We start from the raw sequence: 25,666 nt of genomic DNA on the forward strand, positions 1-25,666 counted from the left end.
GGCCGGTGAGTTAACTTTCAGAAGAGTAACGAAATGGAAAATATCAACGAGACCGCCATGCACGAAAGTGAAAACCCACATATCGTCACGCTTGATAGCCCCGTTCAGCGCGGTGAGCAGAAAATTGAACAGGTGACGGTTTCTAAACCCAATGCGGGAACCCTGCGCGGGGTATCGCTGGCGTCGCTGGCGCAATCTGACGTCGATGCACTGATTAAGGTGCTGCCGCGAATGACCTCTCCGGCGCTGACCGAGCATGAGGTTGCGCGCCTGGATGCCTGCGATCTGCTCTCTTTTGCAGGTAAGGTGATCGGTTTTTTGTCACCGGCTTCGGCTCGCTGAAATTTCCCGAAAATCTGTCGGTCGACGATCTGATGGCGGATATCGCGGTGATTTTTCACTGGCCGCCGTCAGAACTGTACTCCCTTAGCGTGACCGAACTCCTCTTATGGCGCGAAAAAGCGCTGCAGCGAAGCGGAAACCACCATGAGTAATAATGTCAGTCTTCAGGAGCTGCTTAAGGCAGTCGACCGGGCAACCCGACCGCTTAACGCTCTCCAGAACGCCAGCGTCACTCTCGCAAGCGATATCCACGATTCGCAGACGGCGTTGGGGGCGCTTGATGAGCAGGCGGGGCGTATTAACGGCTTCAGGAAAGCAAACGCCCAGCTCTCCGTGACGGAGCAGTCGCTTGCACAGGCGAAACAGCAGGCAGCGGCGCTGGCGGTGCAGCTTAAAAACACGCAAAACCCTACCCAGGCACAGGCTGATGCGCTGTCCGCAGCCCGAAAATCGGCGGCCGATCTTAAGCTTGAGTACAACAGCTTACGCTATTCGGTACAGCGCCAGCGCACTGAACTCGCCCAGGCGGGAGTCAACACGCGTACGCTCTCGTCGGATGAGCGTCGTTTACGAACTCACATCAGCGAAAAAACGCAGCAGCTTAACCGACAGCGTGATGCGCTGGCCCGCGTCAACCAGCAGCAGGAGCGGCTGAGTACCGTTCAGAATCGCTACGAGTCAGGCAAACGCGTTACCGCGCGGGTGCGCCAGCTTGCGAATGCGGGTGTGGGCATGGCCAAAGCGGGCTTTGACCAGACGTCCCGGTTTATGGCGCCAGGCATCAGCGTTGAAAAGCAGATGTCGGCCATTCAGGCAAACCTTGGCCTGGCGAAGGGGGATTCCCGGCTTGAGGCGATTCGCCAGCAGGCGCGGGAGGTCAGTGCCAGGACCGGAGTACCTGCAGATACGGTCCTTCGGGCACAAACCGAACTGACTCGTTCAGGCTATGACGCCGATGGGCTGCTTGCGGCCACCGCGCCAACGGTCAACCTCAGCCTGGCGGGGAATGTCGACGCGGCTAAAGCGGCCGATATGATCGCCAGCACGCAGGCCGCGTATAGCCTGGCCGATGCGGATGCGGGACGCATCGCAGATGTGCTTACACGAGGTTTTACCTCTTCGAATACCAGCCTCGCTGAGATGGTGGCGGCCGTCACCTCTGCAGCGCCCGCTGCGGATGCCGCCGGTATGGGGCTTGAAGAGACCACCGCGCTGCTGGGCGTTCTGGCGGAAAAAGGGATGAAAGGCGCCGCCGCCGGGGACGCGCTCAGCGCGATGTTGCGCCATGTTCAGTCTCCGGATGCCATAAAAGCCTCGGGGGCGCTGGCTTCCGCCGCGGGTGATGGATCGCTTGATGAAAAACGCCAGCAGTTGCAAGGGGCGAAGGGCAGTACCGCGCTCGCGGCTTCCGTGCAGACCGATAATCTTGACGGCGATATCAACCGACTCCAGGCCGCGTGGAACGGGTTGAAGATTGATGTATTTGATAAAGCGGATGGCGCTCTGCGTAACCTGATAACAACCGCAACCGGCTGGCTTGGCACGGCCTCCCTTTGGGTGAATGCCAACCCTGAGCTGACGCAGACCCTCGCCAGCGTAGTTGTCGGCGCGCAGGCGTTTGCTGGCGTACTGGGTGGCGTAGGCACGGTTCTCGGCCCGGTTCTGACGGGCGTCAATATGGTTATCACCGCGGCCGGGATGTTAGGAACGGTATTCAGCGTGGTGGGCGGCGCCATCATGACGGTGCTGGGTGCCCTTAGCTGGCCGGTGATTGCCCTTGGCGCGGCGATTGCCGCCGGCGCCTTACTGATTTTTAAATACTGGGAGCCTATCAGCGCCTTTTTTGGCGGGGTAATGGAAGGGCTTTCGACGGCTTTCGCACCGCTGGGTGCGCTGTTCTCACCGGTGATGGCGGTATTTGACGCTATCTCGGAGAAGCTGGGCGGTATCTGGCAATGGTTCACCGACTTAATCACGCCGATCAAGGCGACGCAGGAAACGCTGGATGGCTGTAAAAACGCTGGCGTGATTTTTGGACAGGCGCTGGGTGATGCGTTAATGGCACCGCTTAATCTCTTTAACAGCCTGAGCGGCAAGGCCAGCTGGCTGCTGGAGAAACTCGGTCTTATCAAAAACGAGTCGGGTAATCTCGATGCCGCGGCGGAAAAAGCAGGCGCGACATCCTCTTCTGCGGGCAGTTCGTCCATTCCGGTGGCGGGGATCTCTGGCGTCGGCCTGGGGTATCAGCCAACCCTCGTGCCGGGAGGACGCTCTTACGTCGATCAGAGTAAAAGCGAATACAACATCACGCTGCAGGGGGGCACGGCCTCAGGAACGGATCTGACGCGTCAAATCCGGGAGACAATAGATAGCATTGAACAGGATAAAGCGAGACGGCAGCAAGCCAGCTTTATGTAAGGTTGAGGAGAGAGAAAATGTTAATGGTGCTGGGTCTGTTTGTCTTTGAACGACGAACCTTACCCTATCAGACAATGCAGTTTACAAAGGATTATCGCTGGGCGTCCAACAATCGGATCGGGAAACCTAAAGCCTGGCAGTACCTTGGCGAAGGCGAGACATCTTTTACCCTCTCCGGACTGCTTTACCCTGAACTCACGGGAGGGCGGCTTTCCCTCAAGGCGGTTGAGCTGATGGCGAATGAGGGGCGGGCATGGCCGTTGATAGACGGTACCGGCATCATTCACGGCATGTTTATCATTGAAAAAGTCACGCACACGCATTCGGATTTTTACAGTGACGGTACCGCCCGAAAAATTAATTTTACGCTGGAACTGAAACGCGTGGACGAATCGCTGATGACGATGTTTGGCGATCTGAGAACCCAGGCCGAAGAGCTGGTGACGAGCGCACGCAATAGCATTGGAGGGCAGGTGGGATGATCACCGAAATGAATATCCGGGCGGGTGGGAAAATCGCCCCTGATTTTATGCTTAAGCTTGACGATCGCGATATCACACAAAATTTCAGCCATCGTCTTATCAGTCTGAGCATGATCGACAAACGTGGACTGGAAGCCGATCAGCTGGATATTCAACTGGATGATTCCGACGGGCTGTTAGACTTGCCGGCCCGGGGGGCAAAGCTCTCCTTATGGCTGGGATGGGAGGGAACCCCGCTCCAGCCGAAAGGGAACTTTACGATCGATACAATTGAATTTCGGGGCGCGCCGGACACGCTGACCATTCGGGGATGCAGTGCTGATTTTCGTGGAAAGCTAAACGTGCGGCGCGAACAGTCGTGGCATGACACGACGATCGGCGCGATAGTCAATACTATCGCTCAGCGTAACCAGTTAACTGCCAGCGTTGCGGCGGGACTTGCATCCATCGCCATTTCTCATATCGATCAGTCTCAGGAGACCGACGCTGCATTTCTCACCCGACTGGCCGAACGTAATGGTGCCTTTGTTTCAATCAAAGCCGGCAAGGTTATTTTTATGAAAGCGGGGCACGCCGTGACGGCCAGCGGCACGCCGATTCCCTTAATGATGATTGAGCGTGGGGACGGCGATAAGCACCTTTTTTCCGTCGCAGACCGTGAAAACTATTCCGGCGTGACGGCCAAATGGCTGCAAACGCGCGACCCAAAACAGCAAAATCCTCAATTGAGTATTTTGCGTCAGTCAGGGGGGCAGCCGACAGAAGCACTGCAGCACCCGGATGCCGCCACACCGGTAGCGGGAGCTGAAGGCAAGGAGCAGAAACCGCAAGAGAGGCTGGTGGGATCGGCGGAAAACGTATTTGAGCTCACCACGGTGTATGCCTCTGAAGAGCAGGCTCTCAGGGCCGCAGAGGCGAAGTGGCGCGCGCTGCAGCGGGGTTCCGTGAATTTTTCTATCCAGCTGGCGCTGGGGCGAGCCGATCTGTACCCCGAAACGCCGGTATTAGTAAACGGTTTTAAACGCGTCATTGACGAGCAGGCGTGGATCATCAGCGAGGTGGTGCATACCCTTAACGATAGCGGATTTACCACGCAGCTTAAGCTTGAACTGAATGCCACTGACGAAAAATTTACTGTTGATAGTGAGTAATACAGTTGCTATTGGTTTTATTTTGGGTATTATTGATTCACAAAATGTGAATCAAGTGGAGGGGTACATGTTTCATTGTCCTAAGTGCAAGCACTCTGCGCATGCGCGTACCAGTCGCTATCTAAGTGAAAATACCAAAGAGCGCTATCACCAGTGCACCAATGTGGACTGCAGCTGTACGTTCGTGACGATGGAGTCCGTGGAGCGCCTGATTGCGACCCCCGGTGTTTCTGAACGTGTCCAGACGGCTTCGCTGAACCAGGGTTAGTGGCTGCGTCACCGGCTCAAAAAAGCCAATAAAAAAGCCACTCAATCGAGTGGCTTAATCATATGATTCTAAAACTAAAATTTGGTGGCCCCTGCTGGACTTGAACCAGCAACCTGGCGATTATGAGTCCCAATTTAAAGTCTTATAAAACAATACTTTACTTTTTAAATTTGTTGTTGCATCGAATAATTTCAAATATGAAAACATAGTGAATAGGTCTGCTGCCATTTTGCTGCCAATGATGCCTATAAAAAAAGATAATCGCCAAAACCAATCATAAAGGAGCCGAACAGCGAAAACACAGTGTTATACCAGTAGAAGTAGATAGGTGTTTCGGATCGGTAGATGTAGTAATTTTCATATGTGCCTTTATACCAGCCGACGAAGACCCCACTTCTAAGAGCTTTTGCTGAATGAAAAATCATCCACAATCCGCAAAGAAGTACACAGGTCAATACTAATAATGTATCCCATTCCATAGCTTGTCTTATAAAAATAACGCCTTAAAAAAGTGTTAGTGGGTTGAGCAATGTCGCTTCATTCAGGTGGTCATGTGCAAAGTGAGCGTAGCCGAGAAACTCGAAAATTTGGAGCTATGGAGACGCGCAGCAACGCGCTGGCTTGAGGTGATGTATTTGCCAGACCAGACCGATAAAACGCGCGCAGCGGCAGCGGTACGCCGCAATAACTGCCAGAGAATGCTTAACAGCATAAAGCATGATTAAAATACCCCAAACGTATAAGAAGTGCGGAGAGCCGGCACCGGGTGATCGAGCGGGGTATTGCTATCGAGGGAGGCTACGTGCTGGCAGACCCAGGGGGCGAGAGAATTGGCACTAAAAACAATATAGGGCGGATTAACCGCCCCCTTTTTTTTACGCTGTTACACGCTCGTTCCATGCGTCTGAATATTGGACGTTCCCATCGCAATACTTCCAGGTGATCCGCTCATAGCGCAGCTGTACGCCCTCATTATGATTATGCATCTGTAAACCTGGCTCTTTGCAGTTATGCATAACTGGGTTAATGCTGACTACCCGCACATTCTCAAGCAGCATGTTGAAATACTCGACCTCTTGCCCCGCGTCGTTGATTCTGTACCACTTAATTTCAACGCTTTTAAGCGTCTGGCCGGTTGCTACCGCTTTATAGAGATACGGGCTGGAGCTATCAAATTCTTTCTCGATCATAAGCGGCGCATGTAAGCGTGTACCTGTGATTTTGCCCGTGTTGCTATCGGTTGGAACAAGCAAGCCGTGACTAAAAGAGAGAATTTCTACGCTACTTTCACGATCCTGAACATCTACAGACCCCCTGATCAGGTTGCCGCCATCGTCTTTAAGCCACATGTAAGCTGGAATAGCCATTTTAAAACTCCATTTTATGAGGGTAAACCCTCATTAAACGGCTAAAACCGGATCGCAGGTGATACAAATTGTGTTATCGGTATGAGTGATTAAAACGCGTTAAGCATTGATATTAATAATAAAAATGATTGATTGATCTCAAACAGTACCGTGCAGCGCCGTTGCTCTTATGTTGCTGGTTTTGCCAGGCAAAAGGGAATAACGATGGCATGTATACCGATTTACCCGCCCCGCGGGCTGGAAATTTTGCGCGAACACATTAGGCTCGCGCGGGCGCGTCACGGAGTCCAGGATATGGCTACCCCGCTTACGTATACGTGGTTTTATGAGCGAGTAAGAAACGGCGGGGTGTGGGATCACAAACAACAAAAACGGGCTTACGCTGACTTCGGGAATTTTCATTACGGCTCAGTGGGTTATGCACCGTGCATACCTGCAAAAATTTTGCTTATTGCCGCCGGCGCGGCGCAGTGGAAAGCCGGCACATCAAGACCAGAGTGGGGGAATTTCACGGGGGCCCCGCCGTTTGGTGATGATCCGATGGACCAATTTTGGATAAAGCAAGGCATAGACTATGTTAAGCAGCACCACTATTAAGGCGTTTAAGGCGTTGCATTGGGTGGCTACAATTACGATGGCCATCGTGATCGCTGGGTACTGTTATTTCCAGCATATACAGCGTTTAACTGTTAGTGATCGGCTTTATGAAGTTCGCCAGCTCACGTCCCGGACCTGGTTATACATTACTGAGTATGACGGCTCGAACATGACCACGGGGGAAGTGTATCGTTATTTTTTAGCGAGCAAGATTGACGGCGATCCGCTGGTAGCTCTCGAAAAACAACATATCGCGCCCACGCTTACAGCGAACACCGCCCGCGCGAAAGTTGACGGCATAGGCAACAATATCTCATTTACTGTTTATGGCACCGTGTACAGCTTTACAACGTCCGCATTTTTTTATGATGCTGAGGGAATAGCGGCCGCGCCGTCAATCGACTTAACGGCCCGTGGCGAGGGCTGGGACAAGGGGAAATTTAGTCGATAGATAAATATTTATTTAAAAATCCCTTGCGGTCGGGTCAATGACCCGATGAGCCGCGTGTAAGTTTTCACGGCGTACCCGTAGCGGTTCATGGATCAAAAGTACATTGTGATTGCCCGCCCCGGGCACAAATTGGGTTATTGCCCCTGCAGGTCAATGGCTGGGGCGTGAGTGAGATCCGGTTGATGTTGCCAGGGAAGAACTTCCCTGCAAAAATTACAGCCAGAATCACCCACATACGATCTGCGAATTCGCAACTTTTGGTTTAATGATTTCGGGAATCATCATGATGCTTCGATCGTCTCAAAACACATGTCGGCGGTATGTCTAGCGGGTTTTTTGGCAGGGGAAGGCCTGATAATTCGCGGATATGCCTTACCCTGTTAGCTGTTAAAAAATGATAAGGTTTTTGGGGCATACCTTCAAAAGGGTTTTTGCGTTGATTGCTGCGAGCAAAAAGAAAAGGCAGCATTAACTGATAAGCTTTTCCGGTTGAGTCAACTTTCATGGGCGGATATCCGCCAGCAGCACTGGCATAAATTCGGATACGAAAAAATCTCCCGTAACTCAATCAAGGCGGCCATCCCCGCTCATGTTACCGAAGACGTGGAGCTTATTGCATTCCGCTTCTGTAGCAAGGTACCCATGGTAGGTTACAAGCGCGATGCTACGTTTTACGTTCTGTGGCTAGACAGGGCATTTACGCTTTATAACCATTCCTGACACGTTCCCATACTGACTATCTGAAACCTCGCTACTGGGCTACCACCAGCATTAGACTCGTAACAGATAACCAAAATATACAGGTGTATATTTAGCTTTTCTGTATCGGTTTATCTTGCTGCATACCCATGGATAGGAGGGGGAGGATCAATCCCAGAGCCTTTCATTTTGCGGAACGGCCCGCTTCATCGAATTTTTACACCCGCGAAAATAAAAAATTAGGGTAACGAACAATGCAGGCATCTGACGTGCTGGTGGGATGGTGTTTTAAACACCTTTCGGACTGAGGAACATCAGTAAGCCTGTGCCGACGACCGCGCCAAGAAAACCATAACCGCCGATGAAGTACATGGCGATCAGTCCAGAAAAATTCACTACGGCCAGCAAAACACAGAAAAGTAAGGAGGGCAGTTTATTTTTTGAGGCTATCAATGCTGCCCCAAACTCCCAGCCCAGCGAAAAGCAAAAGTAGAAGGCCGAAAATCAGCAGCGCTTTTTCATTCGTTAGGTTTCTACAGGCATAGTAACAGCCAGCATGAGCATTATTGAGAGTGGCAAACAGAACCGAAGCAGTGATGAAGAACCGTTTCATTCATACCCCTTGCAGTAGTGGTTACTGCATGAAGCTGGTTAATTCCAGGAGTGTATGAACTGTCATAAATTAACCATGAATCACTATGGTTAATCTTTTGGAAATCCCCGGTATAGCCCCGGAAAAATCAGGCTGGTAGGTGACTCCCCGCCAGCCATTGCGGTGTCTGGTGGCCCCTGCTGGACTTGAACCAGCGACCAAGCGATTATGAGTCGCCTGCTCTAACCACTGAGCTAAGGGGCCGTGGCGGTGAATTATAAAGTAACTCCCCGCAGCAATCCAGCCATTCACACCTGCCTGCTGTTTTTATAAACAACGCATAATCAATCCTTTATACTTCCCTGACGATGTATCGAGCGGGAGTAAAGATGATCAACGATATTCTGGCCCCAGGCTTGCGGGTGGTGTTCTGCGGAATCAACCCGGGCAAGTCCTCGGCGCACACCGGTTTTCACTTCGCCCATCCGGGCAATCGCTTCTGGAAGGTGATCTACCAGGCCGGGTTTACCGACAGGCTACTCAAGCCCGAAGAGGAGCAGCATCTGCTGGACACGCGCTGCGGGATCACCATGCTGGTTGAGCGGCCTACGGTGCAGGCGAGTGAGGTCAACCTGCATGAGCTGCGCAGCGGCGGGCGGGAGCTGATCAAGAAGATAGAGGATTATCAGCCGGCCGCGCTGGCGATCCTCGGCAAGCAGGCCTACGAGCAGGCGTTTAGCCAGCGCGGAACGCAGTGGGGCAAACAGAGCATCATGATTGGCGTTACGCAGGTATGGGTGCTGCCAAATCCAAGCGGGCTCAACAGAGCGACGCTGGATAAGCTGGTAGAGGCGTATCGGGAGCTGGATGAGGCGCTGATGGTGCGGGGGCTTTAGGGGCCTCTGCGGGCTGATGCCTTCACCCTAATCCTCTCCCACAGGGCTGAGGGTTCCCCAGTTATTTTTTCCCTGAAGCGATGAACGTTTCTTCAGGGAAATTAATAACTTACAGCGACGCCTTGGTCCGGCTGTAAATCGCCGAAGCGTTTCCGTAAGGCCGGGGCGAGGCGCAGGGATGCGCCGAGAGGGCGTGGCCTGCAGGGATGCAGGCTCATGCCCGACCCGATAGCCTGAAGGAATAAGTTGAGGGTACCGCGAAGCGGCGATTTACCGCCGGAAGCCCGGGTCGCCAGGGTGGTGGCGACTGAGCCACCCTGGCACGTTCACAGGTCATGTCGTTACAGAGTAGCAAGGAACATAAAGTGAACGGAATGACCACCACAGCCGTAGGTTCCCCCTCACCCCATCCCTCTCCCTCAAGGGAGAGGGGGTCGTCCGTGCAGCCATTATTTTGAGGGGATCCCATAGCCCACAGGGAGAAGGAATAAACAAAAAAAAAGCTCCCGATTGGGAGCTTTTTCACGGTCAGGACAGGTTAGTCGTCCAGGAAGCTACGCAGCACTTCAGAGCGGCTTGGGTGACGCAGCTTACGCAGCGCCTTCGCTTCGATCTGACGGATACGTTCGCGGGTAACGTCGAACTGTTTACCCACTTCTTCCAGCGTGTGGTCGGTGTTCATATCAATACCGAAACGCATACGCAGGACTTTCGCTTCACGGGCGGTCAGGCCGGCCAGGACGTCGTGCGTTGCGGCACGCAGGCTCTCGGTGGTGGCAGAGTCCAGCGGCAGCTCGAGGGTGGTATCCTCGATGAAATCACCCAGATGCGAATCTTCATCATCACCGATTGGTGTTTCCATGGAGATTGGCTCTTTGGCGATCTTCAGCACTTTACGGATCTTGTCTTCCGGCATCAGCATGCGCTCGGCCAGCTCTTCCGGCGTCGGCTCGCGGCCCATCTCCTGCAGCATCTGGCGGGAAATACGGTTGAGCTTGTTGATGGTCTCAATCATATGCACCGGAATACGGATGGTGCGCGCCTGATCCGCGATAGAGCGGGTGATCGCCTGACGGATCCACCAGGTTGCGTAGGTGGAGAACTTGTAACCACGACGGTATTCAAACTTATCTACCGCTTTCATCAGACCGATGTTGCCTTCCTGAATCAGATCCAGGAACTGCAGACCACGGTTGGTGTATTTCTTGGCGATAGAGATAACCAGACGCAAGTTCGCTTCAACCATCTCTTTCTTCGCACGGCGGGCTTTCGCTTCACCGATGGACATACGACGGTTGATATCTTTAACCTGCTCGATGGTCAGGCCGGTCTCTTCTTCAATCTGATGCAGTTTCTGCAGGCCGCGATGCACATCGTCCTTCACGTCGTGCAGTTTTTCAGACCATGGCTTGTTCATCGCGATAGCCGCGTTGAACCAGGTTTCGCTGGTTTCGTTGCCGGTGAAGAGGGTGATGAAGTTCTTCTTCGGCATTTTACACTGCTCAACACACAGCTTCATGATGATGCGTTCCTGGGTACGTACGCGATCCATCATCACGCGCATGCTGTTTACCAGGTAGTCGAACTGTTTTGGCACCAGGCGGAACTGTTTGAATACTTCAGACAGTTTCAGGATCTCTTCCTGTGCGGCAGCATGGCTGCGGCCTTTCGCTTTGATGGTGTCACGCGTCACTTCGTACTGGGTACGCAGCTCGGCAAACTTCTCACGCGCCAGCTCCGGGTCGATGCTGTTGTCATCATCCGCGGTGTCGTCGTCGCTCTCTTCCTCATCTTCGTCTTCGTCATCATCCATCTCTTCCTGAGACAGTTCAGAACCGACGTGAGTGGCGGTAGGCGCCATATCTTCTTCAGCGTTCGGGTCGACAAAACCGGTGATCAGGTCAGACAGGCGCGCTTCTTCCGCCTCAACGCGATCGTACTGCTCCAGCAGATAGGTAATCGCTTCCGGGTACTCGGCAACAGAGCACTGAACCTGGTTGATCCCGTCTTCGATGCGTTTTGCGATGTCAATTTCGCCTTCGCGGGTCAACAGTTCAACGGTACCCATTTCGCGCATGTACATGCGGACCGGGTCAGTGGTACGCCCGATTTCAGATTCCACGCTGGACAGTACCTGTGCAGCAGCTTCTTCCGCATCTTCGTCAGTGTTGTTGGAGGTTTCAGCCAGCAACAGATCATCGGCATCCGGTGCTTCTTCCATCACCTGAATGCCCATGTCATTGATCATTTGGATGATGTCTTCGATTTGATCTGAATCGACGATATCTTCCGGCAGATGGTCATTGACCTCGGCATAGGTCAGATAGCCTTGCTCCTTACCACGTTGGACAAGAAGTTTCAGCTGTGACTGCGGGTTTTGCTCCATAAGACGGTATCCACACTTAATTCGTTTGATTGGTGTCGGCGATGGGGCTGCCAACCTTTAAAGCGAGGGCGTACTTATATTTTTGCCGCTGCCTCTCAGTGCGGCTGCCGGGGGCTTCCCGATCGATATTCGGCACTTAAGCCGTTAAATTTCTTTATTTCTTCGCCAGTTCCTGGTTAATCATCCAGAGCTCCCGGCGTTCTTCGCTGCTTAAACCGTGTGTGCGCTCGCGAGCTATCAACTCTTCCTGGCGCAGCTCAAGCATCGAATCAAACATATGGTTGAGTGAGTCGGTGAACGTTTTTTCTGCAATGTCCTTATCTGCTATATCGTCCCACATCGACAATTTTTCAAGGGTAGCGGCCTCTTTTGTGCCGCGATAATGTTCTAAAAGTTGTCCGGTGGTCAGACCTGGCTGTGATAAACACGTGTTGACCAGTTCTGAAAATAAGCCAAGTCCGGGCAATTTTTCGTGGTTCAAACCCGCCAGCGACGGCACCTGTGGCGCCAGTTCGGGGTTTTGTACCAGTAACCCTATCAGTATACGCATGGTTGTGCGTTTTAGCTGAGGCGCGGGGCGAACCGCGCCGTTTTCAGCCTGTTTAGGCATTAAACGTTCAAGCTGGCTGTCATCCAGAATGCCGAGCTTGTTGCCTAACTCCTGACGCAGATAGATGCGCAGCGTTTCGCCGGGCACCTGGCTGATTAACGGCAGCGCCAGCGTGCTGAGCTGCGCGCGCCCGTCAGGGGTACTCAAATCGACCTGCGGCATCAGGCTGTTAAACAAAAACGTGGAGAGCGGCTGAGCTTGCTCCATCCGCGCTTCAAACGCCGCTTTGCCCTCTTTACGCACCAGCGTATCCGGGTCTTCACCGTCGGGCAGAAACATAAAGCGTAGCTGTCGCCCGTCGGTCATATAGGGTAGCGCGGTTTCCAGCGCGCGCCAGGCGGCGTCGCGTCCTGCGCGGTCACCGTCGTAACAGCAAATCACGTTGTTGGTCACGCGGAACAGCAGTTGAATGTGATCCGCTGTCGTGGACGTTCCTAACGACGCAACCGCGTAGTTGATGTCGTACTGCGCCAGTGCCACGACGTCCATATAGCCTTCGACGACCAGAAGACGCGGAGGTTCCGCGTTATCCTGCTGCGCCTCATAAAGACCGTAAAGCTGGCGGCCTTTATGGAAAATATCGGTTTCCGGGGAGTTGAGGTACTTCGGCAGGGCATCACCCAGCACGCGACCACCAAAACCAATTACCCGGCCTCGCTTGTCGCGGATTGGGAACATCACCCGTTCGCGGAAGCGGTCGTAGCTTCGTCCCTGGTCATTGGTGACCAGCATGCCTGCATCGATAAGAGACTTACGATCTTCGCTATTGCCGCCAAAACGCTTTAACACGTTGTCCCAGCCGGGCGGGGCGTAGCCAATAGCGAAACGCGCAATGACATCGTCGCTCAGTCCGCGCTTGTTCAGATACTGACGCGCAGGCTCAGCCGCAGAGTGCTTAAGAGACTGTTGGTAAAACGAATTCAGGCCATCCATCAGTTGATACAGCGTTTGCCGTTGATGGCGCTCGATCTGACTTGGCCCACTGCCTGCTTCATACGGCACTTCAAGGTTATGCATCGCCGCCAGCTCTTCGACGGTTTCAACGAACTCGAGCTTGTCGTAGTTCATCAAAAAATCAACGGCATTACCGTGTGCGCCACAGCCGAAGCAATGGTAGAACTGCTTTTCACCGTTTACGGTGAAGGAGGGGGTTTTTTCGTTATGGAACGGACAGCACGCATGGTAGTTCTTGCCCTGCTTTTTCAGCTTTACCCGCGCGTCGATGAGATCGACGATGTCGGTTCTGGCAAGCAGGTCATTGATGAAAACGCGTGGGATTCTTCCGGCCATATGCCCCAAAATTTTAAGCGACTTATAAACGAAAACAAGCCGCGCATTCCTTCCGGAAGCACGGCCTTACGACTATTACTCTGTCTGTCAATTGAGGGCTGAGGCCCTCAACCAATTAGTACAGACGAGTACGGCGTGCGTTTTCGCGAGCCAGTTTCTTCGCGTGACGTTTCACAGCGGAAGCTTTAGCGCGCTTACGTTCGGTCGTTGGTTTTTCATAAAACTCACGACGACGAACTTCAGCCAGAACACCTGCTTTCTCGCATGAACGTTTGAAGCGACGCAGTGCTACGTCGAACGGCTCGTTTTCACGTACTTTAATTACCGGCATGTAACTCTCACCTTTAATAAATTCGGTTTGCCGCTGGCATCAACGCCAGCTTATTTCAAAATGGTGCGGAATTTTACTGCAAATGCTGCTGCTTTGTAAAGCACCGATGCGATTTTGAAAGGGACTTTAATAAGGGTGAGGAGTATACACGAGCCTTCTTCCTGGGGCGAACAAAGTTTTACATCAACCCGCCCAGGCTCTACACTGCGCGGTATTGAAACGAGGTAAAACAAGTCATGCGTGTACTGGGTATTGAAACATCCTGCGATGAAACCGGCATCGCCATTTACGACGACGAAAAAGGGCTTCTGGCCAACCAGCTGTATAGTCAGGTGAAATTGCACGCTGACTACGGCGGCGTCGTGCCTGAACTGGCCTCTCGTGACCACGTGCGTAAAACGGTTCCCCTGATTCAGGCGGCGCTGAAAGAAGCAGGATTAACGGCAAAAGAGATTGATGCAGTGGCGTATACCGCAGGCCCAGGCCTGGTCGGCGCGCTGCTGGTTGGCGCAACGGTTGGCCGTTCGCTGGCCTTCGCGTGGGATGTGCCGGCGATCCCGGTTCATCATATGGAAGGGCACCTTCTGGCGCCGATGCTGGAAGAGAATCCGCCTGAATTTCCGTTTGTGGCGCTGCTGGTCTCCGGCGGTCACACGCAGCTGATTAGCGTAACGGGGATTGGCAAGTACGAGCTGCTGGGCGAGTCGATCGACGACGCCGCCGGTGAAGCGTTCGATAAAACCGCCAAGCTGCTGGGGCTGGATTACCCGGGCGGCCCAATGCTGTCGAAAATGGCGTCGCAGGGAACGGAAGGGCGCTTTGTCTTCCCGCGTCCGATGACCGACCGTCCGGGGCTGGACTTCAGCTTCTCCGGGCTGAAAACCTTCGCGGCCAACACGATCCGCAATAACGACGACAGCGATCAGACCCGCGCCGATATCGCCCGCGCGTTTGAAGACGCGGTGGTGGATACGCTGATGATCAAGTGCAAGCGCGCGCTGGATCAGACCGGCTTCAAGCGTCTGGTGATGGCGGGCGGCGTCAGCGCCAACCGCACGCTGCGCGCGAAGCTCGCCGAGATGATGCAAAAGCGTCGCGGAGAAGTGTTCTACGCGCGTCCGGAATTCTGCACCGATAACGGGGCGATGATCGCCTACGCCGGGATGGTGCGCCTGAACGCTGGCGCAACGTCTGACCTGAGCGTGTCCGTGCGTCCGCGCTGGCCGCTGGCGGAACTGCCTGAGGCGTGAGTTTTTTTGCCGGGCGGCACTTCGTTTGCCCGGCCTACGGTTTTGTAGGCCCGGTAAGCGCAGCGCCACCGGGCAACAAACCGCACTACACCCGCAGCATCCCTTTCTCTTCCAGAAACGCAATAATCGTCCCCAGGCCGTCCCCCGCCTTCAGGTTGGTAAAGGTCCATGGACGCTCGCCGCGCATGCGGTTGGTATCGCGCTCCATCACCTCCAGCGAGGCGCCGACGTACGGCGCGAGATCGGTTTTGTTGATCACCAGAAAATCGGATTTGGTGATCCCCGGTCCGCCCTTGCGCGGAATTTTTTCCCCTTCGGCCACGTCGATCACGTAGATGGTCAGATCCGCCAGCTCCGGGCTGAACGTCGCGCTCAGGTTGTCCCCGCCGCTTTCCACGAAGATCAGGTCCAGATTACCGAATTTCTCGCTGAGCGCTTCCACCGCCGCCAGGTTCATTGAGGCATCTTCGCGGATGGCGGTATGCGGGCAGCCGCCGGTCTCCACGCCCACAATGCGCTCCGGCGCCAGCGCGCCCGCTTCGGTCAGGATGCGCTGATCCTCTTTGGTGTAGATATCGTTGGTTACCACCGCAAGATGGTAGGTATCGCGCATCGCCTTGCAGAGCGCTTCCAGCAGCGCGGTTTTACCCGACCCTACCGGGCCACCCACGCCCACGCGCAGGGGATGTTTGTAATCAGCCATGTTGACTCCTCAGGAACGGAATAGTCGTGAATATTGGGTTTCGTGGCGCGCAGAGGCGATGGCGGACAGCGGCGTTGCTGCCCCCAGCGCGTCGTCGCGACGTAAAAAGGCCTGTTCAAGCCCGGCGGCAAAATGGTCGCTCAGTTCGATAATCAGCTGCTGCGCGGCCTGCTGCCCAAACGGCACCAGCTTGACGCCCGCCATGACCGCGCTCTCAATCCAGCTGTATCCCAGGCTCAGCGCCAGCTCGCGCACGTCAATGCCCCATCGCACGCCGAGCCACGCCATGCCGCAGAGCTGGCTTTGCCTGCACAGCGCCAGCCATTCTGCCGGGCAGTCCGGCTCCCAGCTTTTAATCAGGCGCGTAAAGGCCGCCCCGCGGTTGCGTTCTTCTTCACGCAGCTCTCGCGTTTCCCGGCAGGCGAGCAGGTATGCCGTCCAGCGTTTGGCCGTTGCCAGATCGTGCCGATCGCAGGCCTGACAGAGACGGTGAAACAGCGGCAGATCGACGCAGAAAAAACTCTGCTCCATCTGCTGGATCTGCCAGCGTTTAAAGGCGTCGGCGTCCGTGACCCAGCCCGCCTCAACGGCCCACTCCAGCCCCTGCGACCAGGTAAACGACCCGACCGGCAGGCTGCTGCTGGAGAGCTGCATCAGGCGCAGCCTCTGACGGGCGTGCTCCATTAGCTCATCAGCGCCAGCAGGGCGGACACAATCAGCCCGCCGCCAAAGGTTTTACGCAGCCCGTCGTGACGGCGCAGCAGTAATCCTGCGGCGAAACTGGCGCACAGCACCGTGGCGCTGGCGAACATAAACCCGCTGGTGAAGAGCCAGAAGTTATGGCCGGACATCTCCACGCCGTGCGCCCAGCCGTGGAACATCGCCAGGGCAGGCACCGCCAGCAGCAGGCGATTTTCGGTTTTAAACATCATCACGCCGCTGACCGCCAGCGAGGCGATAATCAGCATCTCCATGCCGCTAAAGCCGCCGAGCAGGCTGCCCGCAACGGCACCGACAAGCATCATCCCGAGGGTGGCAAACGGCAGCAGGAGCCTGCGGCCGCTCAGCGCTGAAAGCACGCCAGCACCGGTCAGCATCAGGAGATGATCGAGCCCGGTCAGCGGATGGAAAAAACCGGCCTGAAAGCTGTCGGCGCCGTGGCCGGGATGCGCGAGCGCGGGAACGGAAAAGGCCAGCAGTAACAGGGGGAGTAACTTGCGCATGATGGATCCTTAATGTGAATGGGTATGAGCGTGGCTATGGCTATGGGCATCGCTGGCATACGCGCCCGCTTCCGGTTCAAACGGCAGGCTGGCGTAGGTTACCTCCAGCCCAAACTGTCGCAGCATGTCGTCGAGAACGTGATCGTGGTGATAGCGCAGCTCGCCGGGCATGACCTGCAGCGGCACGTGGCGGTTGCCCAGGTGGTAGCAGGCGCGGGCGAGCAGGAACGGATCGGCGCAGCGCACCACGGAGACCGACTCCGGGGCGGCGATCACTTCGATCACTTCGCTGCCGTCGTCGGTGGTCAGCAGGTCGCCCCCGCGCAGTAGCAGGCCGCGCGGCAGCATCAGCCCGGCTTCGCGGCCGTCGTTCAGCGCCACGCGGGCGCGGCTTTTCACCCGCACGTCAATCGGCAGCGTGACGCTGGCGGTAGTCTGATGCGCATGGTCCAGGCGTTGGGTTAAATAGATCATCATCACTCCTCAAAACAGGAAATAGCGTTGCGCCATCGGCAGAACGTCAGCCGGTTCGCTGGTAATCAGTTCGCCGTCGACGCGCACCTCGTAGGTTTGCGAGTCGACGGTGATATTCGGCTGCAGAGCGTTGTGGATCATGTCCGCCTTTTTCACCGTCCGGCAGCCTTTCACCACCGCGGTGGCGCTCTGCAGGTTGAGCTGCTGCGGGATGCCGTTCGCACTGGCCGCCTGCGAGACAAACGTCAGTCGGGTGGCGTGGCGCGCGGCGCCCAGCGATCCAAACATCGGGCGGTAATGCACCGGCTGCGGCGTGGGGATTGAGGCGTTGATATCCCCCATCGGCGCGCAGGCGATCATCCCGCCCTTGACGATGGTGGCGGGTTTGACGCCAAAGAACGCCGGAGACCAGACCACCAGATCCGCCAGCTTGCCCGTCTCAATCGAACCGACCTCATGGGCGATACCGTGGGTCAACGCAGGGTTAATGGTGTATTTGGCGACATAGCGCTTCACGCGGAAGTTGTCGTTCTCGCCGATCTCTTCCGGCAGCGCGCCGCGCTGGACCTTCATACGGTGCGCCACCTGCCAGGTGCGGATAATCACTTCCCCGACGCGGCCCATGGCCTGCGAATCTGACGAGGTGAGCGAAAACGCGCCGATATCGTGCAGCACGTCTTCCGCGGCGATGGTCTCCCGACGAATGCGGGATTCGGCAAACGCCACGTCCTCAGCGATATCCGGATCGAGGTGATGGCAAACCATCAGCATGTCGAGATGCTCGTCGATGGTGTTCACCGTGTAGGGCAAGGTCGGGTTGGTGGAAGAGGGCAGAATATTCGGGTGCGCGCAGGCGGTGATGATGTCCGGCGCGTGGCCGCCGCCCGCCCCTTCGGTGTGGAAGGTGTGGATTGTGCGCCCGGCGATGGCCGCCAGCGTGTCTTCGACAAACCCGGACTCGTTCAGCGTGTCGCTGTGCAGCGCCACCTGAATGTCCATCTCTTCGGCCACCTCCAGCGAGCAGTTGATCGCCGCAGGCGTCGCGCCCCAGTCTTCGTGGATTTTCAGCCCGATAGCACCCGCGGCAATCTGCTCGCGCAGGGCATCCGGACTGGAGCCGTTACCTTTGCCGAGCAGGCCGATATTCACCGGCAGCGTATCGGCAGCCTGCAGCATGCGGGCGATATACCACGGCCCCGGCGTGCAGGTGGTGGCGTTGGTGCCCGCCGCCGGTCCGGTGCCGCCGCCGATCATGGTGGTGACGCCGGAGACCAGCGCCTCTTCCGCCTGCTGCGGGCAGATCCAGTGGATGTGGGTGTCGATCCCGCCTGCGGTGACGATCTTTCCTTCGGCGGCAATCACTTCGGTTGCGGCACCAATCGGGATCGTCACACCGGGCTGAATGTCCGGGTTTCCGGCTTTACCGACGGCAAAGATCCGCCCGTTCTTGACGCCGATATCGGCTTTCACGATCCCCCAGTGATCGACGATCAGTGCATTGGTGAGAACCAGATCCACGCAGTCGTCTGCGGTCATCTGCCCCTGACCCATGCCGTCGCGGATCACCTTCCCACCGCCGAATTTAACCTCTTCGCCGTAGACCGTGAGATCGTCTTCCACTTCGATCCACAGCTCGCTGTCGGCCAGCCGCACTTTATCCCCGGTGGTGGGGCCAAACATATCGGCATAGGCCTGGCGCGAAATCTCAGCCATGTTTCACCTCGCCCATCACCTCGCCGCGAAAGCCGACAATGCGCTGCGCACCTGCGACCTGAACCAGCGTCACTTCCCGCTTCTGGCCGGGCTCGAAGCGCACGGCGGTACCCGCCGGGATGTTCAGCCGGTAGCCTTTGGTGGCTTCCCGATCGAACTTCAGCGCCGGGTTGACCTCGTAAAAGTGGTAGTGCGATCCGACCTGGATCGGCCTGTCGCCGTGGTTTTCGACAATCACGGTTTGAGTTTCGCGCCCGACGTTGATCGCAATCGCGCCGGGCTGGATCTGATATTCGCCAGGGATCATCATGTGCTCCTTAGACGATCGGGTTATGGACGGTGACGAGCTTCGATCCGTCCGGGAAGGTGGCTTCGACCTGAATATCCGGGATCATCTCCGGCACGCCCTCCATCACCTGGTCGCGCCTCAGGACGTGGCGGCCTGCCTCCATCAGCGAGGCGACGGTTTCGCCATCGCGCGCGCCTTCCATGATGAAGGCGCTGATCAGCGCGACTGATTCCGGGTAATTGAGCTTTACCCCGCGCGCAAGGCGGCGTTCGGCAACCAGCGCGGCGGTGAACAGCAACAGCTTGTCTTTTTCTCTGGGGGTCAGTTCCATAACGTTTCTCTTATGTCTGCCAGATACGCGGCGAACAGGCGGTTTTGGTGGTGAGAAGCGGGCGAAGCGACTGCCAGATATCGCGCATCACCCGCTGGCAAATCAGGTTGTCGTGGGAGAGAAAACGCACCGACAGCAGGTCATCGGTGAGCGTTGCACCTGCATAATTTTCCAGCGGTGCGAGGCGTTCACGCACCGCCTCGAGATGTTCTTCCTGGGCAGGGTAGAACAGCAGCGTGCCGAGCCACGGATGCCCGGCGACGGGCGTGAGATCGCCGTCGCTAAGGTGCTGACGCTCAATCAGGCGCGGCTCGTCATCTACCCACACCTCAAGACGGCTCTCCAGCGTGCCGTGGCTGAAGGTTTCGTTTATCACCGGGCGGCCCAGGCAGTACAGCTCCCACGTCAGCAGCGTGCTGGAGGCCTTCAGGTGGAAAACGGAGCGCAGCGCGGCATTCGCGCCGGGAAAAATAATCGTGTCCTGCGGCAGCCACTCCAGGGTGGAATCTTCCTCGAGATAAAAATGCTGATTCAGGCGAGCCTGTGGGCCGCTGCTGCGATAGAACTTGCTGGCGCCGGGCATGGTGATAAGCGCATGGCTTTTGGCGTCCAGACGCACGGTGATATCCAGCGTATCGCCGCCCACAACCCCGCCTGGCGGGTGCAGCAGATAAAGGTGGCAGGTTTCCCCTTCGGGGTAAAACGGACGTTGAACGGTGAGCGGCCCGACGTGGTGGGCGGAGTGCAGGAGGGTTTTCTCAGGGGTGTGACAAAACTGCAGGGCAAGCGATGCCTGCCAGCCTTTGTACGAATTATCAGTGACCTGAGCTGCTAACATGCTGCATCCATTTCCACACCATCGGGATATGTTTCAGTATGCCCTGGCGGAAATGAAGGCTGTCATATGAGTCGCTTATGGATAAAAAACCGGCTCTTGTGAGCCGGTTTGCGGGACTAGCGGTAATCCTCCGCATCCACATCATACCCCGACGGCTCCCAGCGGATTGCCAGCAGCGATGCCAGGCCGATAAACGGTGCCAGCGCAATCACCCAGAACACGGCGGTATCCAGCGAGGCGACCAGCAGCGGGAACAGGAACAGCGACAGCGTCGAGCTGCTGCGCATCAGCGTCTGGTTGAGACCCACACCCACGCCGCGCAGCGAGGTCGGGTAGCTCAGCGAGGCGAACGTCATGGTATGCGCGCCCGGGCCAAAGCCCTGACCGAACAGGAATAGCGCCAGCATCGCGACGGCGAGCACCCCTTCAGAGGCGCCTTCAGGGCGGCCAATCAGCGCCAGTCCCAGCAGCGCGACCAGCTGGCAGGCATAACCCGCAAGCGACATCCGCCAGGCACCGAAGCGCGGTACGTAGCGTACCGCCAGCAGTCCGCCAACGAAGGCAAACAGCAGGTTAAGCGCCAGAGAAATGAGAATGGTGGTCAGCATCGACTGGACAAAGAAGCTGGAGATGATCACCGGCAGGCCAAACGCCACGGCGTTATAGGCAAACGAGGAGACGACGGACAGCAGCGTGGCGAGCGTCGTGCGGCGTAAGTAGATGCCGCGGAACAGGTTCAGATAGTTTGACCATTTCGCTTTATTCACGACAGGTGCGGGCTGGCTGAGCGCGTCCTGCGGCACGTGGGCATTGATGTTATACGACTGGCGTAAAATGGACGCCGCCTCTTTCAGGTTGCCCTGATTCGCCGCCCAGACCGGCGATTCGCTCATGTAGCGGCTGCGTATGGCGATAATCACCAGCGCGGGCACCGCGCCAAAGCCGAGAATCAAACGCCACAGCCAGTCGCTGTGGCTTTCCGGCAGCACGGCGTAGAAGAAAAGCACCAGCAGGTAGGAGATACTGATGGCGGCATACCAGGTGGGGCACCACATCGCGACGCTGGAGGCCTTATTGCCGGGCCCTTTCAGCCTGGCGAACTCGCTTAAAAACGCCATCGCCACGGGAAGATCGATCCCGACCCCGAGCCCCATCACAAAGCGGGCGCCCACGAGCACATATTCGTTCGGAGCCAGTGCACAGGCGATAGCGGCCACCACGAAGAACACCATATCAGCCATAAAAACGCGGTAGCGCCCGATTTTATCCGTGAGATAGCCGCCAAGCAGCGCCCCGACAATGGCGCCAAAGGTAATCGCCGAGGCCACCATGCCGGTACCGGTGGGCGTCAGGTTAAATTCGCGGGTGATGTCTTTAATGCCGAATGCCAGCGCGCCCAGATCGTAGGCATCGAGGAAAATGCCGCCCAGCGCGATACCGACTACGATACGGGCGTTTGCCCGGCCCTGAGAACCGTCATTAACGAGGCGTGATACATCCGATGCACTGCGCACCCACTGGATGTCGCCATCAGGGGGAATACCTGCCGTTGAAAGGGGAGTAGATTCTGTGATTTCAGCCATTTTCTTCTTATGCGGTTGTGTTGTGTCCCTAACAGTTACCACAGGCAGAAGGTGACCAAAATCACATTTGGCTATAAGGCATAACTAACCCTTCGGAGCGTCTTTTTTCTTTCTCTTGAGCTTCGTCCAGATTTTGGTCTCCTGACGACGCCACAGGCGCTGGATATTGTCGTGATGACGCAGCAGGATAAGACAGGAGAGCATCGACACCGGGAAGGTGAACTGGGGTTTGAACCACCAGACGTAGAACGGGGCGATCAGCGCGCTGACGATAGCGCCCAGCGACGAATAGCCGCTCAGCAGAATGGTCAGAAGCCAGGTCCCGGCCATCACGCCGGTCAGGTCCCAGCCGATGGGGGCAATGGCACCAAAGGCGGTCGCCACACCTTTGCCGCCTTTAAAGCCGAAGAATACGGGCCAGATGTGGCCGACGCAGGCAGCAATAGCAATGAGCCCCAGCCAGAACGGCGTGACGCCCAGCGCATACGCGCCCCAGACGGGTAGCATCCCTTTCAGAACATCAAAAATCAAAACCGCTACGGCTGCTCCCTTGCCGCCAATTCGTAGTACGTTGGTCGCCCCCGGATTCCCGGAACCATTTTCACGCGGGTCAGGTAACCCGGCAATGCGGCAGACCAGAATGGCGCTGGAGATTGAGCCGCAAAGATAGGCGAGGAGGATCATTCCAGGCGCGATTGCACTCATAACGCTGTTCCGTTTTGAAAATGTATCTGTATTCTCAGCATCTGTGGATAATACGCATAATTCGCCGGAAGTGGTATCCGGTTTAGCCAAAAAGCAGGCAGGTCGTGATGGATATTGTATTTATAGAGCAACTTTCGGTAATCACCACTATTGGTGTTTACGACTGGGAACAGACCATCGAGCAGAAACTGGTGTTCGATATCGAAATGGGCTGGGATAACCGCAAATCGGCAAAAAGCGATGACGTGAACGACTGTCTGAGCTATGCCGACATCAGTGAAACGGTCATCAACCATGTGGAAGGGCAACGTTTTGCGCTGGTCGAACGGGTGGCTGAAGAAGTCGCAGAATTGCTGCTGAAAAAATTCAACTCACCGTGGGTGCGCATCAAGCTGAGCAAACCGGGCGCGGTGGCGCGCGCCGCCAACGTTGGCGTCATCATTGAGCGTGGCACAAATCTGAAAGGCAAGAATTAACGTCATAATTGCTAAACCAATTTAGGTTATACCGGTCTCAAGACTGTATCTTATCGGTTGTCCGTGTGGGACACCGTTTTTTTATATCTTTTTAGGGGTTTATAGATGAGCGATATGCACTCGCTGCTGGTGGCGGCAATACTGGGTGTGGTCGAAGGATTGACGGAATTTTTGCCGGTGTCCAGTACGGGCCATATGATTATCGTTGGCCATCTGCTGGGCTTTGAAGGGGATACCGCAAAAACGTTTGAAGTGGTGATCCAACTGGGTTCGATTCTGGCGGTGGTGGTGATGTTCTGGCGCCGTCTGTTTGGTCTGATTGGTATCCATTTTGGCCGTCCGCCGCAGCACGAAGGGATGAGTAAAGGTCGCCTGTCGCTGGTCCATATTCTGCTCGGGATGGTCCCGGCGGTGGTGCTGGGCCTGGTTTTCCACGACGCTATCAAATCGCTGTTTAACCCGATTAACGTGATGTACGCGCTGGTGGTGGGCGGCTTCCTGCTGATCGCTGCGGAAGTGCTGAAGCCAAAAACGCCGCGCGCGGAAGGTCTGGACGATATGACGTATCGTCAGGCGTTTATCATTGGCTGCTTCCAGTGTCTGGCGCTGTGGCCGGGCTTCTCGCGTTCAGGCGCTACCATCTCCGGCGGGATGCTGATGGGCGTAAGCCGTTACGCCGCGTCAGAGTTCTCGTTCCTGCTGGCGGTGCCGATGATGATGGGCGCCACCGTACTCGACGTCTATAAGAGCTATCACTTCCTGACGGCTGGCGACATTCCGATGTTCGCCGTTGGCTTCATCACCGCGTTTATCGTGGCGCTGATTGCCATCAAAACCTTCCTGCAGTTGATTAAGCGTATCTCGTTTATTCCGTTCGCGATCTATCGCTTTATCGTCGCGGCTGCGGTGTACGTGGTCTTCTTCTGACCGATGGCCCTCAGTCTTTTGGCTGAGGGCAATGCTTTTCTTTCCAGTCAGACACCGCCTGAATTCGCCGTTTCGTGAGTTCTTCACGAATTTCCGGTCCTTTGAATCCCGCCTCGACAACGTCCTTCGTGGGCACCGCTTTCGCTACCTCCCAGGCTTTACGCAGTAAACGTCCCTGCGGGTAATCGCACGCTTCAAACCCGGTACGCCCGCGCACGTCAGCTTCGCTGGTCAGCGCGATTTGCTCTACGCGCTGGGGTTTGCGCCAGGCGTCGATATTATCGAAAAGCTTAACGATGGTGGCCGGTTTCAGGATGGGGAAGGTGTGGATCAGATCGTGGAATTCGGCCACCAGTTTCGCCAGATCGCGGATCTCGTTCGGCACGCGCAGACGCTGGCACAGCCCCTCGACCAGCTTCACCCCTGCCGGACCGTGTCCGTGGTGGCGAGGCCAGAATTCTTTTGGCGTTAAGCCTTTGCCGAGATCGTGGCACAGGGTGGAAAAGCGCACGTCCACGTCAGGGCTGAGCATGGCCGCCATGCTCAGGGTCATCAGCGTATGTACGCCGGTATCAATTTCCGGGTGCCATTTTGCCGGGGCAGGTACGCCAAACAGCGCGTCTATTTCCGGGAACAGCACCTTCAGCGCGCCGCAGTCGCGCAGGACCTGGAAAAAGACCTGCGGGTTGCGCGTGGTGAGTGCATTTTCCGTCTCTTTCCAGACGCGCTCTGGCGTCAGGTGTTCCAGCTCGCCCGCCTCGGTCATGGCGGTCATCAGCGCCATTGTCTCATCTGCAATACGGAAACTGAGATGGGCGTAACGCGCGGCAAAGCGCGCCACGCGCAGCACGCGGAGCGGATCTTCAGAAAACGCCGGGGAGACGTGACGTAAAAGACGGTTGCGCAGATCGTCCTGACCGCCATAGGCGTCAACGATCTGCCCGTGCTCGTCCTGCGCCAGCGCGTTGATGGTGAGATCGCGGCGCAGGAGATCTTGCTCCAGCGTCACGTCCGGCGCGGCATAGCAGGTGAAGCCCGTATAGCCCGAGCCCGATTTCCGCTCGGTACGCGCCAGGGCATACTCTTCACGGCTTTTCGGGTGCAGGAACACGGGAAAATCGCGGCCTACCTGCTGGTAGCCCGCGTCGAGCATCTCTTCAGGGGTGGCGCCAACCACCACCCAGTCTTTATCTTTGACCGGCAGACCTAACAACGCATCACGTACCGCACCACCGACCAGATAACTCTTCACGCCCAACTCTCCCGTTTTCTCT

General features: G+C 56.3%; 31 protein-coding genes and 1 tRNA gene. 13 read left to right on the forward strand and 19 right to left on the reverse strand.

Going from position 1 to position 25,666, the window contains the following annotated elements; translation table 11 throughout:
• Positions 1 to 33: 33 nt before the first annotated feature.
• From AC0TNG_RS05120 to AC0TNG_RS05145, 6 genes are all read left to right on the forward strand, one after another.
• Positions 34 to 342: a phage tail assembly protein gene (locus tag AC0TNG_RS05120; RefSeq protein ID WP_024906448.1), complete on the forward strand. Its 309-nt coding sequence runs from the start codon at positions 34 to 36 to the stop codon at positions 340 to 342.
• Positions 343 to 374: 32 nt separating this feature from the next.
• The gene (locus tag AC0TNG_RS05125; protein ID WP_023616176.1) at positions 375 to 494 is read left to right on the forward strand and encodes a GpE family phage tail protein; all 120 of its coding nucleotides are present in this window, start codon (positions 375 to 377) and stop codon (positions 492 to 494) included.
• The gene (locus AC0TNG_RS05130; RefSeq protein ID WP_473712446.1) at positions 487 to 2,760 is read left to right on the forward strand and encodes a phage tail tape measure protein; all 2,274 of its coding nucleotides are present in this window, start codon (positions 487 to 489) and stop codon (positions 2,758 to 2,760) included. Before AC0TNG_RS05125 ends, AC0TNG_RS05130 begins: the two co-directional genes overlap by 8 nt.
• Before the next feature lie 17 nt (positions 2,761 to 2,777).
• Positions 2,778 to 3,242, forward strand: a complete 465-nt coding sequence (locus tag AC0TNG_RS05135; protein ID WP_473712445.1) for a phage tail protein — start codon at positions 2,778 to 2,780, stop codon at positions 3,240 to 3,242.
• Positions 3,239 to 4,393, forward strand: coding sequence for a phage late control D family protein (locus AC0TNG_RS05140; RefSeq protein ID WP_473712444.1), 1,155 nt, complete (start codon positions 3,239 to 3,241; stop codon positions 4,391 to 4,393). Before AC0TNG_RS05135 ends, AC0TNG_RS05140 begins: the two co-directional genes overlap by 4 nt.
• 67 nt (positions 4,394 to 4,460) lie before the next feature.
• Positions 4,461 to 4,661: an ogr/Delta-like zinc finger family protein gene (locus AC0TNG_RS05145; RefSeq protein ID WP_032650280.1), complete on the forward strand. Its 201-nt coding sequence runs from the start codon at positions 4,461 to 4,463 to the stop codon at positions 4,659 to 4,661.
• 245 nt (positions 4,662 to 4,906) lie between these two features.
• On the opposite strand, the gene AC0TNG_RS05150 is transcribed toward AC0TNG_RS05145, so the two are convergent.
• Positions 4,907 to 5,140 (reverse strand): DUF2542 family protein, encoded by a 234-nt coding sequence (locus tag AC0TNG_RS05150; RefSeq protein ID WP_157189744.1) that lies wholly within the window; start codon positions 5,138 to 5,140, stop codon positions 4,907 to 4,909.
• 72 nt (positions 5,141 to 5,212) lie between these two features.
• Between AC0TNG_RS05150 and AC0TNG_RS05155 the strand changes: the two genes are divergently transcribed.
• Entirely contained in the window at positions 5,213 to 5,386 is a 174-nt protein-coding gene (locus AC0TNG_RS05155) for a PerC family transcriptional regulator (RefSeq protein ID WP_081112021.1), read from the forward strand.
• A 150-nt stretch (positions 5,387 to 5,536) separates the two neighbouring features.
• Here the strand turns inward: AC0TNG_RS05155 and AC0TNG_RS05160 are convergent, their stop codons facing one another.
• On the reverse strand, positions 5,537 to 6,028 hold the full coding sequence (locus AC0TNG_RS05160; protein ID WP_024906453.1) for an Hcp family type VI secretion system effector: 492 nt from the start codon (positions 6,026 to 6,028) through the stop codon (positions 5,537 to 5,539).
• Positions 6,029 to 6,322: 294 nt separating this feature from the next.
• Here AC0TNG_RS05160 and AC0TNG_RS05165 point away from each other — a divergent pair, with 294 nt between their 5' ends.
• On the forward strand, positions 6,323 to 6,625 hold the full coding sequence (locus AC0TNG_RS05165) for a polymorphic toxin type 44 domain-containing protein (protein WP_473712443.1): 303 nt from the start codon (positions 6,323 to 6,325) through the stop codon (positions 6,623 to 6,625).
• On the forward strand, positions 6,603 to 7,076 hold the full coding sequence (locus AC0TNG_RS05170; RefSeq protein WP_473712442.1) for a hypothetical protein: 474 nt from the start codon (positions 6,603 to 6,605) through the stop codon (positions 7,074 to 7,076). Before AC0TNG_RS05165 ends, AC0TNG_RS05170 begins: the two co-directional genes overlap by 23 nt.
• 262 nt (positions 7,077 to 7,338) lie before the next feature.
• Here the strand turns inward: AC0TNG_RS05170 and AC0TNG_RS05175 are convergent, their stop codons facing one another.
• The 3 genes from AC0TNG_RS05175 to AC0TNG_RS05185 all read right to left on the reverse strand — a co-directional run bounded on the left by AC0TNG_RS05175 (position 7,339) and on the right by AC0TNG_RS05185 (position 8,631).
• A complete protein-coding gene (locus tag AC0TNG_RS05175) occupies positions 7,339 to 7,581 on the reverse strand; it encodes a hypothetical protein (RefSeq protein ID WP_248207118.1) in 243 nt (80 codons plus the stop codon).
• 627 nt (positions 7,582 to 8,208) lie between these two features.
• Positions 8,209 to 8,388, reverse strand: a complete 180-nt coding sequence (locus AC0TNG_RS05180; RefSeq protein ID WP_417927745.1) for a hypothetical protein — start codon at positions 8,386 to 8,388, stop codon at positions 8,209 to 8,211.
• Between the two features lie 167 nt (positions 8,389 to 8,555).
• A tRNA-Ile gene (locus AC0TNG_RS05185) sits at positions 8,556 to 8,631 on the reverse strand.
• A 125-nt stretch (positions 8,632 to 8,756) separates the two neighbouring features.
• Here AC0TNG_RS05185 and mug point away from each other — a divergent pair.
• Positions 8,757 to 9,263, forward strand: coding sequence for a G/U mismatch-specific DNA glycosylase (gene mug / locus AC0TNG_RS05190; RefSeq protein ID WP_029741755.1), 507 nt, complete (start codon positions 8,757 to 8,759; stop codon positions 9,261 to 9,263).
• Between the two features lie 538 nt (positions 9,264 to 9,801).
• On the opposite strand, the gene rpoD is transcribed toward mug, so the two are convergent.
• The 3 genes from rpoD to rpsU all read right to left on the reverse strand — a co-directional run bounded on the left by rpoD (position 9,802) and on the right by rpsU (position 13,880).
• A complete protein-coding gene (rpoD, locus tag AC0TNG_RS05195; RefSeq protein ID WP_023309228.1) occupies positions 9,802 to 11,649 on the reverse strand; it encodes an RNA polymerase sigma factor RpoD in 1,848 nt (615 codons plus the stop codon).
• 154 nt (positions 11,650 to 11,803) lie between these two features.
• Positions 11,804 to 13,549, reverse strand: a complete 1,746-nt coding sequence (dnaG, locus tag AC0TNG_RS05200) for a DNA primase (protein WP_023294585.1) — start codon at positions 13,547 to 13,549, stop codon at positions 11,804 to 11,806.
• A gap of 115 nt (positions 13,550 to 13,664) precedes the next feature.
• Positions 13,665 to 13,880 carry a 30S ribosomal protein S21 gene (gene rpsU / locus AC0TNG_RS05205; RefSeq protein WP_001144069.1) on the reverse strand — a complete coding sequence of 72 codons (216 nt, stop codon included), beginning with the start codon at positions 13,878 to 13,880 and terminating at the stop codon, positions 13,665 to 13,667.
• A 236-nt stretch (positions 13,881 to 14,116) separates the two neighbouring features.
• On the opposite strand from rpsU, the gene tsaD reads away from it, so the two are divergent.
• A complete protein-coding gene (tsaD, locus tag AC0TNG_RS05210) occupies positions 14,117 to 15,130 on the forward strand; it encodes a tRNA (adenosine(37)-N6)-threonylcarbamoyltransferase complex transferase subunit TsaD (RefSeq protein WP_473713213.1) in 1,014 nt (337 codons plus the stop codon).
• A gap of 85 nt (positions 15,131 to 15,215) precedes the next feature.
• On the opposite strand, the gene ureG is transcribed toward tsaD, so the two are convergent.
• The 10 genes from ureG to plsY form a co-directional block, all read right to left on the reverse strand.
• Entirely contained in the window at positions 15,216 to 15,833 is a 618-nt protein-coding gene (gene ureG / locus AC0TNG_RS05215; protein ID WP_008503187.1) for an urease accessory protein UreG, read from the reverse strand.
• A gap of 9 nt (positions 15,834 to 15,842) precedes the next feature.
• Positions 15,843 to 16,517 carry an urease accessory protein UreF gene (locus tag AC0TNG_RS05220; protein ID WP_229226314.1) on the reverse strand — a complete coding sequence of 225 codons (675 nt, stop codon included), beginning with the start codon at positions 16,515 to 16,517 and terminating at the stop codon, positions 15,843 to 15,845.
• A complete protein-coding gene (locus AC0TNG_RS05225) occupies positions 16,517 to 17,056 on the reverse strand; it encodes a HupE/UreJ family protein (protein WP_159125759.1) in 540 nt (179 codons plus the stop codon). Before AC0TNG_RS05225 ends, AC0TNG_RS05220 begins: the two co-directional genes overlap by 1 nt.
• Positions 17,057 to 17,065: 9 nt before the next feature.
• Positions 17,066 to 17,530, reverse strand: coding sequence for an urease accessory protein UreE (ureE, locus tag AC0TNG_RS05230; RefSeq protein WP_045909994.1), 465 nt, complete (start codon positions 17,528 to 17,530; stop codon positions 17,066 to 17,068).
• Between the two features lie 9 nt (positions 17,531 to 17,539).
• Complete coding sequence (gene ureC / locus AC0TNG_RS05235) at positions 17,540 to 19,243, reverse strand: urease subunit alpha (RefSeq protein ID WP_473713212.1); 1,704 nt, start codon at positions 19,241 to 19,243, stop codon at positions 17,540 to 17,542.
• Positions 19,236 to 19,550, reverse strand: a complete 315-nt coding sequence (locus AC0TNG_RS05240) for an urease subunit beta (RefSeq protein WP_473713216.1) — start codon at positions 19,548 to 19,550, stop codon at positions 19,236 to 19,238. Before AC0TNG_RS05240 ends, ureC begins: the two co-directional genes overlap by 8 nt.
• A 10-nt stretch (positions 19,551 to 19,560) precedes the next feature.
• Positions 19,561 to 19,863 carry an urease subunit gamma gene (locus AC0TNG_RS05245; RefSeq protein WP_006811999.1) on the reverse strand — a complete coding sequence of 101 codons (303 nt, stop codon included), beginning with the start codon at positions 19,861 to 19,863 and terminating at the stop codon, positions 19,561 to 19,563.
• 10 nt (positions 19,864 to 19,873) lie between these two features.
• The gene (locus tag AC0TNG_RS05250; RefSeq protein ID WP_473713211.1) at positions 19,874 to 20,701 is read right to left on the reverse strand and encodes an urease accessory protein UreD; all 828 of its coding nucleotides are present in this window, start codon (positions 20,699 to 20,701) and stop codon (positions 19,874 to 19,876) included.
• 116 nt (positions 20,702 to 20,817) lie between these two features.
• Positions 20,818 to 22,284 (reverse strand): MFS transporter, encoded by a 1,467-nt coding sequence (locus tag AC0TNG_RS05255; RefSeq protein ID WP_473713210.1) that lies wholly within the window; start codon positions 22,282 to 22,284, stop codon positions 20,818 to 20,820.
• Between the two features lie 84 nt (positions 22,285 to 22,368).
• Positions 22,369 to 22,989 (reverse strand): glycerol-3-phosphate 1-O-acyltransferase PlsY, encoded by a 621-nt coding sequence (gene plsY, locus AC0TNG_RS05260; RefSeq protein ID WP_023309216.1) that lies wholly within the window; start codon positions 22,987 to 22,989, stop codon positions 22,369 to 22,371.
• Positions 22,990 to 23,096: 107 nt separating this feature from the next.
• On the opposite strand from plsY, the gene folB reads away from it, so the two are divergent.
• Positions 23,097 to 23,465, forward strand: coding sequence for a bifunctional dihydroneopterin aldolase/7,8-dihydroneopterin epimerase (gene folB, locus AC0TNG_RS05265; protein WP_032645073.1), 369 nt, complete (start codon positions 23,097 to 23,099; stop codon positions 23,463 to 23,465).
• 105 nt (positions 23,466 to 23,570) lie between these two features.
• On the forward strand, positions 23,571 to 24,392 hold the full coding sequence (gene bacA / locus AC0TNG_RS05270) for an undecaprenyl-diphosphate phosphatase (protein WP_290093947.1): 822 nt from the start codon (positions 23,571 to 23,573) through the stop codon (positions 24,390 to 24,392).
• Positions 24,393 to 24,402: 10 nt separating this feature from the next.
• Here the strand turns inward: bacA and AC0TNG_RS05275 are convergent, their stop codons facing one another.
• The gene (locus AC0TNG_RS05275) at positions 24,403 to 25,644 is read right to left on the reverse strand and encodes a multifunctional CCA addition/repair protein (RefSeq protein WP_032650479.1); all 1,242 of its coding nucleotides are present in this window, start codon (positions 25,642 to 25,644) and stop codon (positions 24,403 to 24,405) included.
• Between the last annotated feature and the right edge of the window lie 22 nt (positions 25,645 to 25,666).

The sequence above is a fragment of the Enterobacter sp. PL_is514 genome (assembly GCF_055816715.1).

What these genes read in the sequence shown, in the direction of transcription:
- AC0TNG_RS05130 (WP_473712446.1), top strand. Translation starts at nt 487, where the DNA reads ATGAGTAATAATGTCAGTCTTCAGGAGCTGCTTAAGGCAGTCGACCGG.
- AC0TNG_RS05245 (WP_006811999.1), bottom strand. Translation starts at nt 19,863, where the DNA reads ATGGAACTGACCCCCAGAGAAAAAGACAAGCTGTTGCTGTTCACCGCC.
- AC0TNG_RS05135 (WP_473712445.1), top strand. Translation starts at nt 2,778, where the DNA reads ATGTTAATGGTGCTGGGTCTGTTTGTCTTTGAACGACGAACCTTACCC.
- AC0TNG_RS05170 (WP_473712442.1), top strand. Translation starts at nt 6,603, where the DNA reads ATGTTAAGCAGCACCACTATTAAGGCGTTTAAGGCGTTGCATTGGGTG.
- AC0TNG_RS05150 (WP_157189744.1), bottom strand. Translation starts at nt 5,140, where the DNA reads ATGGAATGGGATACATTATTAGTATTGACCTGTGTACTTCTTTGCGGA.
- AC0TNG_RS05140 (WP_473712444.1), top strand. Translation starts at nt 3,239, where the DNA reads ATGATCACCGAAATGAATATCCGGGCGGGTGGGAAAATCGCCCCTGAT.
- tsaD (WP_473713213.1), top strand. Translation starts at nt 14,117, where the DNA reads ATGCGTGTACTGGGTATTGAAACATCCTGCGATGAAACCGGCATCGCC.
- AC0TNG_RS05180 (WP_417927745.1), bottom strand. Translation starts at nt 8,388, where the DNA reads ATGAAACGGTTCTTCATCACTGCTTCGGTTCTGTTTGCCACTCTCAAT.
- AC0TNG_RS05165 (WP_473712443.1), top strand. Translation starts at nt 6,323, where the DNA reads ATGGCTACCCCGCTTACGTATACGTGGTTTTATGAGCGAGTAAGAAAC.
- AC0TNG_RS05120 (WP_024906448.1), top strand. Translation starts at nt 34, where the DNA reads ATGGAAAATATCAACGAGACCGCCATGCACGAAAGTGAAAACCCACAT.
- AC0TNG_RS05250 (WP_473713211.1), bottom strand. Translation starts at nt 20,701, where the DNA reads ATGTTAGCAGCTCAGGTCACTGATAATTCGTACAAAGGCTGGCAGGCA.
- rpsU (WP_001144069.1), bottom strand. Translation starts at nt 13,880, where the DNA reads ATGCCGGTAATTAAAGTACGTGAAAACGAGCCGTTCGACGTAGCACTG.
- ureC (WP_473713212.1), bottom strand. Translation starts at nt 19,243, where the DNA reads ATGGCTGAGATTTCGCGCCAGGCCTATGCCGATATGTTTGGCCCCACC.
- plsY (WP_023309216.1), bottom strand. Translation starts at nt 22,989, where the DNA reads ATGAGTGCAATCGCGCCTGGAATGATCCTCCTCGCCTATCTTTGCGGC.
- ureE (WP_045909994.1), bottom strand. Translation starts at nt 17,530, where the DNA reads ATGATCTATTTAACCCAACGCCTGGACCATGCGCATCAGACTACCGCC.
- AC0TNG_RS05220 (WP_229226314.1), bottom strand. Translation starts at nt 16,517, where the DNA reads ATGGAGCACGCCCGTCAGAGGCTGCGCCTGATGCAGCTCTCCAGCAGC.
- AC0TNG_RS05155 (WP_081112021.1), top strand. Translation starts at nt 5,213, where the DNA reads ATGTGCAAAGTGAGCGTAGCCGAGAAACTCGAAAATTTGGAGCTATGG.
- ureG (WP_008503187.1), bottom strand. Translation starts at nt 15,833, where the DNA reads ATGGCTGATTACAAACATCCCCTGCGCGTGGGCGTGGGTGGCCCGGTA.
- bacA (WP_290093947.1), top strand. Translation starts at nt 23,571, where the DNA reads ATGAGCGATATGCACTCGCTGCTGGTGGCGGCAATACTGGGTGTGGTC.
- rpoD (WP_023309228.1), bottom strand. Translation starts at nt 11,649, where the DNA reads ATGGAGCAAAACCCGCAGTCACAGCTGAAACTTCTTGTCCAACGTGGT.
- AC0TNG_RS05125 (WP_023616176.1), top strand. Translation starts at nt 375, where the DNA reads ATGGCGGATATCGCGGTGATTTTTCACTGGCCGCCGTCAGAACTGTAC.
- AC0TNG_RS05160 (WP_024906453.1), bottom strand. Translation starts at nt 6,028, where the DNA reads ATGGCTATTCCAGCTTACATGTGGCTTAAAGACGATGGCGGCAACCTG.
- AC0TNG_RS05145 (WP_032650280.1), top strand. Translation starts at nt 4,461, where the DNA reads ATGTTTCATTGTCCTAAGTGCAAGCACTCTGCGCATGCGCGTACCAGT.
- AC0TNG_RS05240 (WP_473713216.1), bottom strand. Translation starts at nt 19,550, where the DNA reads ATGATCCCTGGCGAATATCAGATCCAGCCCGGCGCGATTGCGATCAAC.
- AC0TNG_RS05255 (WP_473713210.1), bottom strand. Translation starts at nt 22,284, where the DNA reads ATGGCTGAAATCACAGAATCTACTCCCCTTTCAACGGCAGGTATTCCC.
- dnaG (WP_023294585.1), bottom strand. Translation starts at nt 13,549, where the DNA reads ATGGCCGGAAGAATCCCACGCGTTTTCATCAATGACCTGCTTGCCAGA.
- mug (WP_029741755.1), top strand. Translation starts at nt 8,757, where the DNA reads ATGATCAACGATATTCTGGCCCCAGGCTTGCGGGTGGTGTTCTGCGGA.
- folB (WP_032645073.1), top strand. Translation starts at nt 23,097, where the DNA reads ATGGATATTGTATTTATAGAGCAACTTTCGGTAATCACCACTATTGGT.
- AC0TNG_RS05225 (WP_159125759.1), bottom strand. Translation starts at nt 17,056, where the DNA reads ATGCGCAAGTTACTCCCCCTGTTACTGCTGGCCTTTTCCGTTCCCGCG.
- AC0TNG_RS05175 (WP_248207118.1), bottom strand. Translation starts at nt 7,581, where the DNA reads ATGAAAGTTGACTCAACCGGAAAAGCTTATCAGTTAATGCTGCCTTTT.